The organism is Rhizobium sp. PK7-22 (assembly GCF_056530405.1).
The window spans coordinates 3,787,776-3,803,120 of record NZ_CP096514.1; the positions used below are offsets into that span (position 1 = coordinate 3,787,776).

Below are 15,345 nucleotides of genomic sequence, written 5' to 3' on the forward strand. Positions count from 1 at the left end.
CGTAAACCCAGCCGGCGGGAGGCCGGTTTTACCGAGAGGGTAGGAAACATGACCATCAACATCACCAGGAGACTGGCATTGGCGCTCGTCGGCGCCGGCTTCATGGCTGCGGCGGCGTCAATGCCGGCCATGGCGCAGACAGTCGAGAGCATCAAGTCCGCAGGAACCGTCAAGATCGGCATGCTGGTCGACTTCCCACCCTTCGGGATCATGAACGAGAGCAATCAGCCGGACGGCTACGATGCCGATGTTGCGAAGCTGCTGGCAAAGGAGTTCGGCGTCGAGGTCCAGATCGTTCCGGTGACGGGTCCGAACCGTATCCCCTATCTGCAGAGCAACCAGGTGGATCTGCTCGTCGCGTCGCTCGGCATCACCGAGGAGCGCGCCAAGAGCGTTGATTTCTCCGATCCCTATGCCGGCATTTCGATCGGCGTGTTCGGCGCCGAGGACGTGGACATGTCCACGGCAGAGGATCTCTCCGGAAAGACCATCGGCGTGGCACGCGCCAGCACACAGGATACGGCTGTGACCAAGATCGCGCCACAGGACGCCACGATCCAGCGTTTCGATGACGACGCCAGCGCCGTTCAGGCCCTTCTCTCCGGTCAGGTCGAATTGATCGGCGTGTCCAATGTCGTTGCCGCCCAGATCGAAGCCGCGGCCCCCGGCCGTTTCAACCAGAAGCTTGAACTCACCCAGCAGGTCCAGGGCATTGCCGTACGCAAGGACTCTTCTGAACTTCTCGAGGCGGTGAATGCCTTTCTCGACAAGGTGAAGGCAAACGGCGAGCTCAGCGCCATCCACGAAAAATGGCTGGGCACTCCGCTGCCGAGCTTCATCGCCGACGCCAACTAAGACACGATGAAAGGAGTTCCTGGCATGACCGAGGTCAACACAACTGCATCGACAGCGGGCATGCCGGGAACATCCGATCTCGCCGTGACGATGAACGGCGTGAACAAGTGGTATGGACAGTTCCACGCCTTGAAGGACATCACCCTGACGGTCGCGCGCGGCGAGCGCATCGTCATCTGCGGCCCTTCGGGGTCGGGAAAATCCACGCTCATCCGATGCATCAACAGGCTTGAAAGCATTGAGAAGGGGCAGATCGTGGTCGACGGCCATGATCTGAGCGCCGGTGCCAAGAGCGTCGACATCGTCCGTCAGGAAACGGGCATGGTGTTCCAGAGCTTCAACCTCTTTCCACACATGACGGTCCTCGAGAACTGCACCCTCGCACCCATCAAGGTGCGCGGCGTGTCGAAGTCGGAAGCCGACGCGACGGCGCGCAAATTCCTGGAGCGCGTGCGCATCCCGGAACAGGCGGACAAATACCCCGCGCAGCTGTCTGGCGGGCAGCAGCAGCGCGTTGCCATCGCCCGGGCGCTCTGCATGAACCCGAAGATCATGCTGTTCGACGAGCCGACCTCGGCGCTCGATCCGGAGATGGTCAAGGAGGTTCTCGACACGATGATCGATCTGGCCAGCGAAGGCATGACGATGCTGTGCGTGACCCACGAGATGGGCTTTGCCCGCCAGGTCGCCGACCGCGTCATCTTCATGGATCAGGGCGAGATCGTCGAAGAGGGTGCGCCAGAGGCGTTTTTCTCCAGCCCCAAGCACGAGCGCACGCGCAACTTCCTGGGCCAGATCTCCTGAACCGACCGGCGCGCGATGACAGCGCCTGCCATCGACATCCAACCGCAAGCATCAAACCATTGGGCATATCATGATCGTTCGGCAGGCCTTCTTCGACGGCAGCATCCATCCCGGCAAGGAAGCCGAGTTCAGGGCCTATGTCTCCGACGAGCTGATGCCGATGTGGCTGCAGTTTCCGGGGGTGAAGGAAGTGCGCGTTCTATATGCGATCGAGCGCGATGACGGCGCGCCGGCCTATCCGATGGTCCTCTGGACGATGTACGACAGCCGCGAGGTGCTTGCTGCGGCGCTCGCATCACCCGTCCGATACGCGAGCCGTGAAAAGACGCAGGGACTGCTCTCGATGTTCGAGGGCCGGATCCACCATCACGTCTTCGACCTTGCCGAAGCAGAGACACTTGACGCCTGAGCAGGTAAAGATCGGCAGCGATCCGAGGCGGTTCACCACACCAAGCCGAGGCTGTAGCTGCATCGAATGACCTTCTAGTGACCGCTTGATCTGTCTCGTACCGTTGCATCCGATAGCTTCAGCGCATAGTCGATTGCGTCCAGCAGACTGGTGGCCTGCGCCCTGCCGGTGCCGGCGATATCGAAGGCGGTGCCGTGATCGACCGACGTGCGGATGATCGGCAAGCCGAGCGTGACGTTGACGCCGCTGAGGGCCGTCCATTCGCCCGTCACCGCATCGACGCCGAAGCCGAGCAGCTTGACCGGAATGTGGCCCTGGTCGTGATACATGGCGATGACGGCATCGTACTGGCCGGCCCGCATCTTGACGAAGACCGTATCGCCTGGAACGGGGCCGTCCAAACGCAGGCCTTGCGCCCGAACCTGCTCCACCAGCGGCGCGGTGATATCGATGTCGTGGCGGCCGAAGATGCCGCCTTCGCCCGCGTGCGGATTGAGCGCGGCGACCGCAATGCGCGGGTCGGCGATCCCGAGATCCTTCAATGCCTTGTGCGTCAGATCGATGACGCGCGCGATGCGCTCTGCCGTCGCCTTCTTCGGCACGTCTTCCAGCGCACAATGGGTCGTGACGTGGCTCACGCGGAAATTTTCATGCGCCAGCATCATCACGCTGTCGCGAACGCCGGTGAAGTGCGCCAGCATCTCGGTATGGCCTGCAAAGTGATGGCCGGCGAGATGGAGCGCCTCCTTGTTGAGAGGCGCGGTCACCACGGCGGCCACCGTCCCGGCAAGCGTCAGATCGACAGCCATCTGCAGCGCCTCGAAAGCCTGCTGTCCGCAGACGGCGGAAACCTTGCCGATGTCGGGTGGGGATGCGAGCGCCGTCGTCGCCACGATTGCAGCACTCGGCCCGTCGCCGATCCGGTCGCGGCCGATGACCGGCGGACACGGCATGCCGAGCTGGTCGGCGGCTCGCTCCAGTGTCCCCGCATCGCCGACGAGAAGCAGGCGAAACTCTCCGCTTGCCAGTCTCTCAGCCAGGGCACTGACGGCCTTGATCGATATCTCCGGCCCGATGCCAGCCGGATCTCCGAGGGTGATGGCAAGGGTCTTCGGGTTCATGGCTCTGCTCTCATTCGGGGACAGGATCTTTGCAATCCAGGCCAGAGAAAACTTACGGCCGGACAGGCCCGGTCGGACTACTAAATCACACTACGTCATTTTCTATCATCTTCAATCACACAGATGAACGAACTTGCCGCAATGTGAACTGTGTTGCTATGCTCGTGGTCTCCCGCAGGGCCCCCCGCACCCCTTGCAGAGCATCAACGAATGGACCGCCGGACATGCTGCAAGCCCAGAGACGCGCCAGGATCATCGAACTGCTGCGCAGCGAAAGCGCCGTCTCGATGCACGACATTGTCGATGCCCTTGGCACATCCATTTCCACGGCGCGCCGGGATGTCGATTATCTCTGCGAGGCCGGCCTGCTCGTGCGCACGCACGGCGGTGCCATGCTGGAAGCCTCGGGGCTGAAGACACTGGAACCGGCACCAGAGATCGCCGTCGCCATCGCAAGCCGGGAAAAGCTGGCGATCGGCCGCTGGGCCGCAAGCCTCATCCAGCCCGGCCAGACCGTGATCTTCGACAGCGGCACCACGACGGGAGCGGCTGCCCTTGCCGCCAGGGATCGCAACATCCCCTTTACTGCGGTGACCAACGACCTGACCATCGGCGCGATCCTCGCCGGCAGCGGCATCATCCACACGACAGTCACGGGCGGACAGGTGCGTCCGGGCTCCGCAACCTTGATGGGAGCAACCGCCGTGCAGATGATGGGTCGCCTTCGCGCCGACCTGGCCTTCGTCGGCACCCACGCCCTGACCGAGGAGGCGCTGTCCGATACGTCCACGGAGCTTGCGGACATCAAGAGCACGATCCTCCACGCAGCCGAACGCATCATTCTCCTGGCCGACAGCAGCAAGTTTTTCAGCACCGCCTTCTGCACATTCGGGCGGCTGGCGGATGTGCACCTCGTCGTCACCGACGACAAGCTGCCGGCGGAGCATGGGGCAGCCATCCGCGCGAGGGGCATCCCGCTTGAGCTTCTCCCGTCATCGCCCCTGGATGCGGAGGTGCGCCCATGACCGGATTGCGGCTGCTGGCAGACGACTTGACCGGAGCACTGGACAGCGGCTGCGCCTTCGCCGCACCCGGAAAGCCGGTGCATATTGCGGTGCCCGGCCGGCCCCTGCCGGCGGGAAGCCGCCTGGCAATGAGCACAGAATCGCGCGACATCCCTGTGTCCGATGCCGTCGCCCGCGTCTTCAAGGCGATGGCGGAGATGGCCTGCGAGGACCCGGCAACCCTCTGGTTCAAGAAGATCGACAGCGTTCTGCGCGGCCATCCATTCGCCGAAACGATGGCGGCATTGGAGGCCGGCAATTTCTCCCATTGCATCTTCGCGCCCGCCTATCCGGACATGGGACGGATCACGGCCGGCACGCAGCAGTTCCTGATCGGAGGGTCCGGCCCGCCGCAGCCGGTCGGGACCGATTTCCGGCATGCCTTCGCATCGGTTGCGCAGTCTTCTGTCGCCGCAGCCGTGACGATGGCATTCGTGGACGCCGACAGCCAGCACCTCCTGCACCAGCGAGCGCTTGCCGCGGCATCCTCGGCTAAGGGAAGGACGCTCTGGGTCGGCACCGGGGGGCTTGCGGCTGCCCTTGCGCCCGCGCGCGGGACCATGCCTCCCCTTCCTCCCATCCGCGGAATGATCGTCGGCACGAGCCATCCCTCAACGCGAGATCAGGTCGCGGCGGCGCTGGCAGCCGATATGCTGCGTCCGATCTCAGAACGGGTGGATCGCCGTGCAGCAGACCGGAAACCCTGGCTGCTCTCGCCGGGCCTCACGTCCGCAGACGCCGGGGAAACCGCGGATGTCCTGAGGCGGGAGCTGCCGGTGATCGTGTTTGAAGATCAGGCTTCGACATCCCTGCTGGTCACCGGTGGCGACACCCTCTCCATCGTCCTCGAGGTGAGCGGTGCCGACTCCCTGGAGTGTTTCGGAGACGCGGCGCCCGGCGTGCCCATCTCCCGTATCCGCGGCGGGAGATGGCATGGCGTCACGCTTCTTTCGAAATCCGGCGGCTTCGGCGATCCTGCGCTGATGCTGCGACTGATGTCCGGGTATTAGCGGCTTCAAGCCGGAAGGCATCAAGCGAGCGGGCTTTTGGCCGACCCGATCGTCACGCTGCGACGTGGCTGACGTGCTTAAGACATCTTCGCGGGGCGTTCGGTGTGAGCAGACGCCATCTTCAACAAGGAGCCTGTGGCGTAGCTCTTGGTGCCGCCGAACGGCCTATTGCCTGTCAGACACCGCGATCTTCAGTTCCAGCATCGCCTGCCGCTTCTCGCGACGGATCACGGCGATGGCGCGCTCCAGGGCGGCGGGAAGGTCGCGGCCGTGTTCGACCCTTTCGGTATAGGCCCGGCTTGCGGCGGCGATCTGCCGGTAATCCGGCGACGGCTCAAGGGAGACGAGCGGCATCCTGTTTGCTTTGACGGCGGCGCCGTCCGGATAGCTGGCGACGACGGAGCGGCGCACCGCGTTCCAGATGCCGTTGTTCTTCACGATCGTCAGCACCGGAAGCTCCAACGCCTCGGCGATTTGGTGGCAGGCGACAGGATTGGCGAACATGTAGGAACCGTCGCCGATGCAGGCGATGCAGAGCCTGTCGCGGTCGGCGAGTTGCGCGCCGAGCGCTGCCGGCAGGCCCCATCCGAGCCCGCCGGAATGCGGATTGTTGAAGATCCGGTTCGGACCGGAGACCTGCATGACCTCCGGCACGACGCCGAGCTCGGAAAATACCACTGCCTGCTCGTCCATCGCGTCCGATATGCAGCGGCTCATCCACTCGGCCGTCATCGGGCTTTCGCCCCCCTCGCGCGCCAGCGCGTCGGCCCGGTCGCGGCGCTGGCTGGCGCGGGTAGTGATGGCATGGCGGCGCTCCTGCGCATCGCCGGCCAGCGGTCGCATGGCATCGGCAAGCGCCGCAATCCCGGCCGCCGGGTCACAGGCGATGGAGAGGTCGCTGCGATAGCCGCGAATGGGCATCCGCTGGAACTGCGGATCCGGCCCCAGGTGGATAACCCGCGTCGCGTCGCCAGGTCGATGAAGCGACTCGATCCAGGGGATGGCGCTGTCGACCACCAGCACCACATCGGCCTCCGCGAGCGGCGCCTTGACGTCATGGCCGAGGAACATCGGGTGGCTGGAGGGCATGACATTGCGAACCATGAACGGCTCGACGACCGGAAGTGCATATTCCTCCGCAAACCGCAGGATTTCCGCGGCAGCCTTTCCGCCAGCGTCACTGCGCTGGCAGATGACCAGCGGCGCGCGCGCATGAGCGAGCCACACGGCGGCCTGGCGGATTGCTTCGGGGTCGGGATAGGCAAGCGACGAAACGGCCTGGGGCGAGGCCGGACGCGCGGCAGCGGGCGGAACCGCCTCCATCAGGGGCTCGCGCGGCAGGCTGACATAGACCGGCCCGCGAGGCTCGCTGAGAGCAAGGCGGGTGGCGCGGGTCGCCAGGAGGTCGCCCTGCTCCGGATAGCGCATCTCGTAGTGGAACTTGGTGACGTCGCTGACCATGGACGACTGGTCGTACATTTCCTGGCCGTACTGGATCGGCGTCACACGCGCGCCGCGGCGGCCGCTTTCGGTGATCGGCGTGCGGCCGGACAGCACCAGGACGGGAATGTTGTCGCTTGCGGCATTGATGACGCCCATGACGGAGTTGGCCAGGCCGACGTTCACATGCACCATGGTGGCCTGGGCCCTGCCGGTCACCAGGTAGTAGCCGTGCGCCATGGCGACGCTTGCGGTTTCGTGCGGCACCAGTATCGGCGTCGGAGCCTCGTATTCCTCAAGTTGCACGAAGGCCTCGACGATCGGCGGGAAGTCGGTTCCGGCGTTGGCGAAGATATAGTCGATGCCGTTGCGCTTGAGCCCCCTCAGCAGGGATTCAGCGCCGGTCTCGGCCACCGGCGTGTCCGTGTGTTCGTGTGTGATGTCCATGAGGTCCTCCCAACCGTGAACATCCGCAAGACCATGCCCTCCGTCCTGCGGAAAACTCGAGAGGCTCCAAAATGCACTTGTAAAATGCGGAAAGGCAAGAGATGATCTGTCAATAATCTCTCAGAGTGAGATTTTATATCGGTTGCTTGGCCGATGGAGGAAAGCAAGCGGAGGAGAACGACATGAAGCATCAGCTCTTTGCGGCCGCACTTGCGGCTGGCCTTGCCGTGTTCGGCAGCGCGTCCGCCCAGACGGTAGGCATCGCCACCTCGAACCCCGGCTCGATCTTCCACAACATCGGCACGGCCGTCGCCAAGGCCGCCAATGACGCCGGGTTGAATGCGACGATCCAGCCTGCCACGAGCCCGAACCAGTACATGCCGCTCGTCAACCAGAACGACGTCGAGTTCGGCGTCGGCAATCTCGAGGAATTCAACAATGCGCTGTCGGGCGAGGCCTGGTTTGCCGGCAGCGTCAACGACAGGCTACGCGTCGTGGGCCTTATCATGCCGATCAAGGAGGCGATCTTCGTGCGCGCCGACAGCGACATCAAGACCACGGCGGACCTGAAGGGCAAGCCGATGGTCGACGGCTATACGGCGCAGCAGACCATCCTGCCGCAGCTCGACGCCATCTATGCGACTGCCGGGCTGAGCCGCGCCGACATGCAGCCCGTGCAGGTGCCGAGCGTGGTTGCCGGTGCCGATGCCTTCATCTCCGGCGAGAGCGTCGGCTTCATCTTCGCCCACGGGGCCGGAAAGGTCCGCGAGGCCGACGCCGCCGTGGGCGGACTGCGGGCCCTGACGATCCCCGATACCGAAGAAGCAAAGGCTGCGATCCGCCAGCACTGGAAGTCGGGATACATCGTGACGATGGAGCCCGGCCCTGCCAATCCCGGCGTGCTGGAAACCGGCAGCTATATCGCCTACCCGCAGCTCGTCTTCACCAATACCGAGGCCGACGAGGAGGCCGTCTACCGGATGACCAAGGTTCTCTACGAGAGCAAGGACGCCATGAAGGCCGCCTTCCCGCCGTTTGCCGCATTCGAGCCCAAGGACATGGTGGGCGATACGACGCCCGGTGAGTATCACCCAGGCGCCATCCGCTTCTACAAGGAAGTCGGCATCTGGAAGGAGTAAGGTCTGTGGAAGCGAAACCTCCGATGGACGCTCCCTTCGGCAGCATCCCGTCCTGGCTCTGGAGACCTTTGGCTGCGGCACTCGCCGCAGCCATCACCCTCACCGCCATGGCATGGTCGCTGGGCGTGCCGCGGATGATGGGCGTCTCCTATTATCCGCAGCAGTTCCTGGCGGTCATCCTGGCGCTGACGCTGCCGCTGACCTTCATGCTCTACAGGCCCGATCGCGTAAAGCGGTGGGACGAGGCTCTGCCCTGGCACGACGCGGCCGGGGCCATCCTCAGTTTCGGCGCAGCCATCTTCATCGCCCTCAACTACGCCACCGTCGTCAATTTCGTCTTTACCCGCCCTATCGAGGCCTGGCTTCCCGGCATCATCCTGCTGGTCCTGCTTCTGGAGGGACTGCGGCGCTCGACCGGCTGGGTGCTGGTCGCGATCATGATCGTCTTCCTGCTCTACGCGATGTTCGGAAACATCGTCCCCGGTCGTCTGGCGGGGAGACCCCAGGACTGGCAGAAGCTTGCGGGCTACATGGCCTATGACGTCAACGGCATCTTCGGGCTCTCGCTGTCCGTCGGCGCCACGATCGTCGTTGCGTTCATCTTCTTCGGAGCGCTTCTCGGCGCCACGGGCGGCACCAGGTTCTTTACCGACGCAGCACTGATCTCCATGGGTCGCTACCGCGGCGGCTCGATGAAGATCGCCGTCTTCGCCTCGGCGCTGTTCGGCTCCATATCCGGCTCTGCCGTCGCCAATGTGGTTGCGACCGGCGTCGTCACCATCCCGATGATCAAGCGCGACAAATATCCTGCCCACAAGGCCGCCGCCATCGAGGCGGTGGCCTCCACCGGAGGGCAACTGATGCCGCCCGTCATGGGCGCGGCCGCCTTCCTGATGGCGGAGTTCCTGCAGGTAGGCTATGCGGATGTCGCGCTGGCGGCGCTCGTCCCGGCCCTGCTCTACTACGGTGCGCTCTTCATCCAGGCCGACCTCGAAGCCGCCAAGCTCGGCATCGAGGGCGCTCCCCAAGACGAGATGCCGGGCAAGCGCACGATCATCGGCGGCCTCCATTTTATCCTGGCGTTCGTCCTGCTGATCTATGCGCTGTTCTGGATGAACTGGCTGCCGGAACGGGCAGCCTTCCTCGCCTGCGCCAGCGTCGCCGTCACGGCCGCAATCTTCGGCTATGACGGCATGCGGGCCTCGTTGCGCAAGATGCTCGGCACGATCGTCGAGACGGGCGAAGCGGTGGTCGAGATCATCGTCATCTCGGCCGCCGCCGGCATCGTCATCGGTGTGATGAACATCACGGGTCTCAGCTTCAACCTCACCTATGCGCTGGTACAGTTGGGCGGCGGCAGCAAGATCGTCCTGCTACTGATGTCCGCCATCGTCTGCATCGTCCTCGGCATGGGCCTGCCGACGCTTGCAGTCTACGTGCTGCTCGCCTCGCTGGTCGCGCCGGCACTGGTCGAGGTCGGCCTGCATCCGATGGCCGCCCACCTTTTCGTGCTCTACTTCGGGATGATGTCGATGATCACGCCGCCGATCGCACTTGCGTCCTTTGCGGCGGCCAGCATTGCCAAGGCCGATCCCGTGAAGACGGGATTTGCCTCCTGCAAGTTCGGCTGGATCGCCTTCGTCATTCCGTTCATGTTTGCCTATTCGCCGAGCCTTCTCCTGATCGGTGAGACCAGCGAGGTGACATGGGCGGTGGTCACCGCAACGTTTGGCATGTGGCTGGTCTCGGCGGCGCTGGCCGGCTATTTCGCGCGGCGCCTCTCGCCGCTGATGCGCGGCGTGTTTGCCGTGGCCGGCATTCTCGCCCTCATCCCGGCAGGCGCCTTCCCCGGCGCGATCTATACCGATGCCGTGGGACTTGTGGTCGGGATCACAGCAATGATACTGGCCTATCTCAACGGCAGGAAAGCGATGGAACAGGCGGCGACTTGACAGCAAAGACGGCGAACAGTCTCGAACGCCTCCAGGCGGTGCTGGAGGTCTTCACCGAAGACCGTCTTGAATGGACGCCGGAGGAGATGATGGAGGCGTTGGGCTACAGCCGCCCGACCCTCTATCGCTACCTGAAGATCCTGAAGGCGGCCGGCCTGCTGACCTCCATGCCGAACACCGGGTTCACGCTGGGGCCGAAGATCGTCGAGCTCGACTATCTGCTGAGGAAGTCGGATGCGCTGATCCTGAACGGCCTGCCGCATCTCGAGTTTCTCACCTCGCAATACAGCTGCACCGCCCTCCTGGTGCGCTGGTATGGCGACAAGATCCTCTGCGTCGACTCCCGCAGCTCCATCAAGAACCCCGTCACCTCCTATGCGCGCGGCCGGCCCATGCCGCTCGGCCGGGGCGCGATCGGGCGCTCCATCGTGGCCTTTCTACCGAAACGCCACCTTGTTCCGCTGATCGAGAAGACCATGGCGGATATGGCGGAGGTCGGGCTGGGCAATACGCTCGACGATATACAGGAAAGTCTGAAACGCGTGCGCAAGACAGGTTTTGCTGTCGCCTACGGCGAGGTGACACCCGGCGTGGTGGGCATAGCGGCGCCGGTCTTCGACGCGGGGCGGAGCCCGATTGCGAGCGTCTGCGTCACGATTTCCGGAAGCCTCGTCAACGGCACCACCATTGACCAGATCGGCCAGCAGGTTCGCCATGCGGGCAGCGAGATCAGCGCCGCCCTCGCTGCCCATCGGCACCAATCGTCAGATCGCTAAAAATCTCACATAGAGAGATTATCTGTTGACTTGATCTTCCTGCCTCAGCATCTTGGGCAGCGGGAGGAGAGAGCTCGCGACATCGTCGCCAGCCTCGCTCCCTAGGGACGGCGACGTGGAAAAGCAGTTTCCCGACGCCGCCAGAGCGGCAAGGAGGAGGCCACCCATGAAGAAGATCGACATATTCAACCACATCTGGCCGAAGCCCTTCTTCAACGCGCTGATCGATCATATCGGCACGATGACGGACATCACCATGCGCTCCGGCGCGGTGCCGATGATGACGGAGCTCGACCGCCGGTTCGAGGTCATGGACATGTTCGGCGAGGACTACCAGCAGGTCCTGTCGCTCGCCTCGCCGCCGCTCGAGAAGCTCGCCGGCCCGGAAAAGGCCCACGACCTCAGCCGCATCGGCTCCGACTCTCTGGCCGAGCTTTGCCAGAAGTATCCGGAACGCTTCCCGGCATTTATCGGCACGGCGGCGTTGAACGACCCGCAGGCCGCGGTCCGAGAAGCAAAGCGGGCCGTCGAGGAACTCGGCGCCGTCGGCATGCAGATCTTCACCAATGTCTCCGGCAAGCCGCTGGACCTTCCCGAGTTCGAGCCCTTCTTCGAATACATGGGCTCGGTCGGCAAGCCGGTCTGGCTGCATCCGGCCCGCGGCGAGAACTTTCCCGACTACCTCAGCGAGACGCGCTCGGAATACGAGATCTGGTGGACCTTCGGCTGGCCCTACGAGACATCCGCCGCCATGGCGCGGCTGGTGTTCTCCGGCGTCTTCGACAGGCATCCCGGCCTCAAGGTCATTACCCATCACGCCGGCGGCATGATCCCCTTCTTCGAAGGCCGCGTCGGCGCCGGATGGGACCAGATGGGCAAGCGCACGACGGACCGGGATCTCGATGCTGTGCGCCGCTCGCTGAAGCGGCCGCATCTGGAGTATTTCAAGGACTTCTATGCCGATACGGCAAGTTTCGGTTCGCGCAAGGCGATCGAACACGCGATCGAGTTCTTCGGCGAGGACCATGTCATGTTTGCCTCCGATGCGCCCTTCGATCCCGAAGGCGGCCCGATGTACATCCGCGAGACGATCCGCATCCTCGACGAACTGGAGGTGTCCGACGAGCTTCGCCGCAAGCTCTATCAGGACAATGCCGTCGCACTTCTCGGGCTGGAGATCTGAGGGAGACGAGCATGCTGGCGCAGCTTCCAAGAGCGGACAACTACATCAATGGCGAATGGATCGCCGGCAACGGGACGGCCGAAAGCATCAATCCCGCCGACGGCAGCCTGCTCGGCCACTACGGCCCCGGCACGGCGGCGCTTGCCGACCAGGCCGTCGCCGTGGCGCGGGAGACCTTCGACCAGACAGGCTGGGCCGCCTCGCCTCGGCTGCGGGCAGCGGTGCTGTTCGAGCTCGCCGACCGGCTGGAGGCCGCCCGCGACGAGATCGCCGACCTGATCGTCGCCGAGAACGGCAAGCTGCGACGCGAAGCGCTCGGCGAGACGATGGGAGCGATCTCGGAGGCGCGCTACTATGGCGGGCTGGCTCGCACCATCCTCGGCCGCACCATCGAGACCGCGCCTGGCAATTTCTCGACGATGAACCGGGAGGCTGCAGGCGTGGCGGCGATCATCGTGCCGTGGAACGCGCCGGTCACGCTCCTTGTCCGTTCGCTCGGGCCGGCACTGGCGGCAGGCTGCACGGTGGTGATCAAGCCGGCGCCGCAGACGCCGCTCGTCCACCACCGGGTGATGCAATGCCTGCACGATTGCCCGTCGCTGCCGAAAGGCGTGGTGAATTCGGTCAACGAGTACGGCACCGGAGTCGGTGAGGCGCTGGTGGCATCGGACGCGGTCGACGTGATCAGCTTCACCGGATCGAGCGCCACCGGCAAGCGGATCATGGCGGGCGCCGCACCGACCCTGAAGCGCCTGTCGCTGGAACTCGGCGGCAAGGCACCGGCCGTCATCTTCGAGGATGCCGATCTGGATGCGGCCGTGCGGGAACTCACCGGCGGCGCGCTGGTCATGGCCGGCCAGATCTGCGTCGCCGCCACCCGCTTCCTCGTGCACCGCGCCATCGAACGGGATTTCACCGGCCGGATGACGGCCGCCTTCTCCGCCGTCCGCACCGGCCCGGGAGCCGATCCGCAGAGCCAGATGGGCTCGCTCATCGACCTGGCAAACCAGAGCCGCATCGCCCGTATCATCGAGCAGGCGGCCGACGAGGGCGAACTCCTCCTGCGCGGCAGGACGCTCGGCCGGGGCGCCTTCATCACGCCGAGCCTCTTCCGGATCGACAATACGGCATCTGAGCTGGTGCAGGAGGAACTCTTCGGGCCGATTGTCTCGATCGAGACCTTCGAGGACGAGAAGGAGGCCGTCACCAAGGCCAATGCCACCCGCTACGGTCTGGCCGCGAGCGTTTTCACGCGCGATCTGACGCGCGCGACACGCGTTTCACGGGCGATCCGCGCCGGTACGATCTGGCTCAACTGCCACGGCCGGCTGTTTGCGGAGGGAGAGACCGGCGGCTACCGGCATTCCGGCCTCGGCCGGCTGCACGGACCGGAAGGCCTCAACGACTTTCTTGAAACCAAGCATGTCTACCTGGAAGCTGGCGTCGTCTGAGGCGCCCGCGCCCGGCAGTGACGCAAGACGGGAAACGACAATGGAAGACAACACGGCAGACGTCGTCATCGTGGGCGGCGGACCGGTCGGCACCGGCCTGGCGATCGAGCTCGGTCAGCGCGGCATCCGCACCATCCTCGTGGAACGCTATCCCACGCCGCAGCAGGTTCCGAAGGGCCAGAACCTGACGCAGCGCAGCGTCGAGCATTTCCATGCCTGGGGCATTGAAAAGGAGCTTCGCGCCGCGCGAACCGTGCCCAAGGAATACGGTATCGGCGGGCTAACCGCCTATGGCACGCTGACCGGCGACTACCACTATGACTGGCTGCAGCGGGAGCTGGTGCGACCATACTATTTCACCGACAACGAACGCCTGCCGCAGTACCGCACCGAAGAGGTGCTCCGCGAGCGGGTCAAGGCATTGCCGTCGGTGGAAGTTCTCTACGGCTGGACCGGAGAGGACGTTCAGCAGGACGAGGACGGCGTCACCGTGACCCTTGCCTGCCGCGACGGCGGTGGCGAGCGCCGCCTGCGGAGCGCCTATGCCGTGGGCTGCGACGGCAGCCGTTCCGTCATCCGCGAAAAGTCCGGCATCACCCAGACCCAGTCCGATCACGACCGGGTGATGGTGCTGCTCGTCTTCCGCTCCACCGGTCTGCACGAACTGCTGAAGCGCTTTCCCGGCAAGTCCTTCTACAACGTCCTGCATCCGGACCTGAAAGGCTACTGGCAGTTCTTCGGTCGTGTCGATCTCGGCAACACCTGGTTCTTCCATGCGCCGGTGCCGCCAGGAACCAACAGGGACAATTTCGATTTCAGCGGTTATCTGCACCGCGCGGTTGGTGCCGACTTCGATATCGAGTTCGAGCACGTCGGCTTCTGGGACCTGCGGATCGCGACGGCCGACAGCTACCGCAAGGGGCGGATCTTCATTGCCGGCGACGCGGCACACAGCCATCCCCCCTACGGCGGCTATGGGATCAACACCGGCTTCGAGGATGCCCGCAACCTGGGCTGGAAGCTTGCAGCCCGGCTGCAGGGCTGGGGCGGAGATGGCCTGCTCGACAGCTATAACGAAGAGCGCCGGCCGGTCTTCGTCTCGACGGCACGCGATTTCATCGAGAAGTCGATCGAAAGCGACCGGGCATTCCTGGAGAATTTCGATCCTGCCCGCGATCGAGTGGCCTTCGAAGCCGAATGGAAGGCGCGCGGAAGCGGCGCGCGCGCGGAGGTGAACGCCTTCTCTCCGAACTATCGCGGCTCGCCGATCGTCCGCGGGGAGAAGGGTGACAGCGTCAGTGCTGTCGGTACTCATGAATTCCGCGCGGTGGCTGGCTGCCATCTGGCACCGCAACTCCAGTCCGACGGCCGAAACATCTTCGAATGCCTCTCGTCCGGCTTCACGCTTGTCGCTTACGACGGCGACGAGGTGGTCCTGAAGGATTTTGCCGCTGCCGCAGAACAGATAGGCGTGGCCTTGGAGATCGTTCTGGACGACGGTGGAAAAGCTCGAGAGAACTATCAAGCCCGCTACATCCTCGTCCGTCCCGACCATTTCGTCACCTGGGCGTCGGAGGAACCTCCACTGTCTGCCAGGCGCATTCTGGCCCAGGCAACCGGCTCATCGCAGTAACGGAGGTGCCGCGTAGCACTTGTGGCTCCTGATCTGCATCCTGAGGTGATCATGCCAAGGC

The 15,345-nt window shown here is 64.4% G+C and carries 13 protein-coding genes; 11 read left to right on the plus strand and 2 right to left on the minus strand.

Features of this window, described 5'->3' with window-relative positions:
* Positions 1–54 precede the first annotated feature (54 nt).
* The 3 genes from M1E10_RS23310 to M1E10_RS23320 all read left to right on the plus strand — a co-directional run bounded on the left by M1E10_RS23310 (position 55) and on the right by M1E10_RS23320 (position 2,068).
* Positions 55–855: a transporter substrate-binding domain-containing protein gene (locus tag M1E10_RS23310; RefSeq protein WP_499177286.1), complete on the plus strand. Its 801-nt coding sequence runs from the start codon at positions 55–57 to the stop codon at positions 853–855.
* Positions 856–915: 60 nt separating this feature from the next.
* The gene (locus M1E10_RS23315; RefSeq protein WP_499177287.1) at positions 916–1,659 is read left to right on the plus strand and encodes an amino acid ABC transporter ATP-binding protein; all 744 of its coding nucleotides are present in this window, start codon (positions 916–918) and stop codon (positions 1,657–1,659) included.
* A gap of 70 nt (positions 1,660–1,729) precedes the next feature.
* Positions 1,730–2,068: an EthD domain-containing protein gene (locus M1E10_RS23320; RefSeq protein WP_499175161.1), complete on the plus strand. Its 339-nt coding sequence runs from the start codon at positions 1,730–1,732 to the stop codon at positions 2,066–2,068.
* Positions 2,069–2,142: 74 nt separating this feature from the next.
* Here the strand turns inward: M1E10_RS23320 and pdxA are convergent, their stop codons facing one another.
* Complete coding sequence (pdxA, locus tag M1E10_RS23325) at positions 2,143–3,189, minus strand: PdxA family dehydrogenase (RefSeq protein ID WP_499175162.1); 1,047 nt, start codon at positions 3,187–3,189, stop codon at positions 2,143–2,145.
* A 224-nt stretch (positions 3,190–3,413) separates the two neighbouring features.
* Between pdxA and M1E10_RS23330 the strand changes: the two genes are divergently transcribed.
* Positions 3,414–4,214, plus strand: coding sequence for a DeoR/GlpR family DNA-binding transcription regulator (locus M1E10_RS23330; RefSeq protein ID WP_499175163.1), 801 nt, complete (start codon positions 3,414–3,416; stop codon positions 4,212–4,214).
* Entirely contained in the window at positions 4,211–5,263 is a 1,053-nt protein-coding gene (locus M1E10_RS23335; protein ID WP_499175164.1) for a four-carbon acid sugar kinase family protein, read from the plus strand. Before M1E10_RS23330 ends, M1E10_RS23335 begins: the two co-directional genes overlap by 4 nt.
* 165 nt (positions 5,264–5,428) lie before the next feature.
* Here the strand turns inward: M1E10_RS23335 and M1E10_RS23340 are convergent, their stop codons facing one another.
* Positions 5,429–7,150, minus strand: coding sequence for a thiamine pyrophosphate-requiring protein (locus M1E10_RS23340; protein ID WP_499175165.1), 1,722 nt, complete (start codon positions 7,148–7,150; stop codon positions 5,429–5,431).
* 182 nt (positions 7,151–7,332) lie between these two features.
* On the opposite strand from M1E10_RS23340, the gene M1E10_RS23345 reads away from it, so the two are divergent.
* The 6 genes from M1E10_RS23345 to M1E10_RS23370 all read left to right on the plus strand — a co-directional run bounded on the left by M1E10_RS23345 (position 7,333) and on the right by M1E10_RS23370 (position 15,284).
* Positions 7,333–8,289 carry a TAXI family TRAP transporter solute-binding subunit gene (locus tag M1E10_RS23345; protein WP_499175166.1) on the plus strand — a complete coding sequence of 319 codons (957 nt, stop codon included), beginning with the start codon at positions 7,333–7,335 and terminating at the stop codon, positions 8,287–8,289.
* A 5-nt stretch (positions 8,290–8,294) separates the two neighbouring features.
* The gene (locus tag M1E10_RS23350; protein ID WP_499175167.1) at positions 8,295–10,241 is read left to right on the plus strand and encodes a TRAP transporter permease; all 1,947 of its coding nucleotides are present in this window, start codon (positions 8,295–8,297) and stop codon (positions 10,239–10,241) included.
* On the plus strand, positions 10,238–11,017 hold the full coding sequence (locus M1E10_RS23355) for an IclR family transcriptional regulator (protein WP_499175168.1): 780 nt from the start codon (positions 10,238–10,240) through the stop codon (positions 11,015–11,017). The genes M1E10_RS23350 and M1E10_RS23355 overlap by 4 nt, the downstream gene beginning before the upstream one ends.
* Before the next feature lie 166 nt (positions 11,018–11,183).
* Positions 11,184–12,200: an amidohydrolase family protein gene (locus M1E10_RS23360; RefSeq protein WP_499175169.1), complete on the plus strand. Its 1,017-nt coding sequence runs from the start codon at positions 11,184–11,186 to the stop codon at positions 12,198–12,200.
* Between the two features lie 11 nt (positions 12,201–12,211).
* A complete protein-coding gene (locus M1E10_RS23365; protein ID WP_499175170.1) occupies positions 12,212–13,651 on the plus strand; it encodes an aldehyde dehydrogenase family protein in 1,440 nt (479 codons plus the stop codon).
* A 40-nt stretch (positions 13,652–13,691) separates the two neighbouring features.
* A complete protein-coding gene (locus M1E10_RS23370; RefSeq protein ID WP_499175171.1) occupies positions 13,692–15,284 on the plus strand; it encodes an FAD-dependent monooxygenase in 1,593 nt (530 codons plus the stop codon).
* Positions 15,285–15,345: the final 61 nt, after the last annotated feature.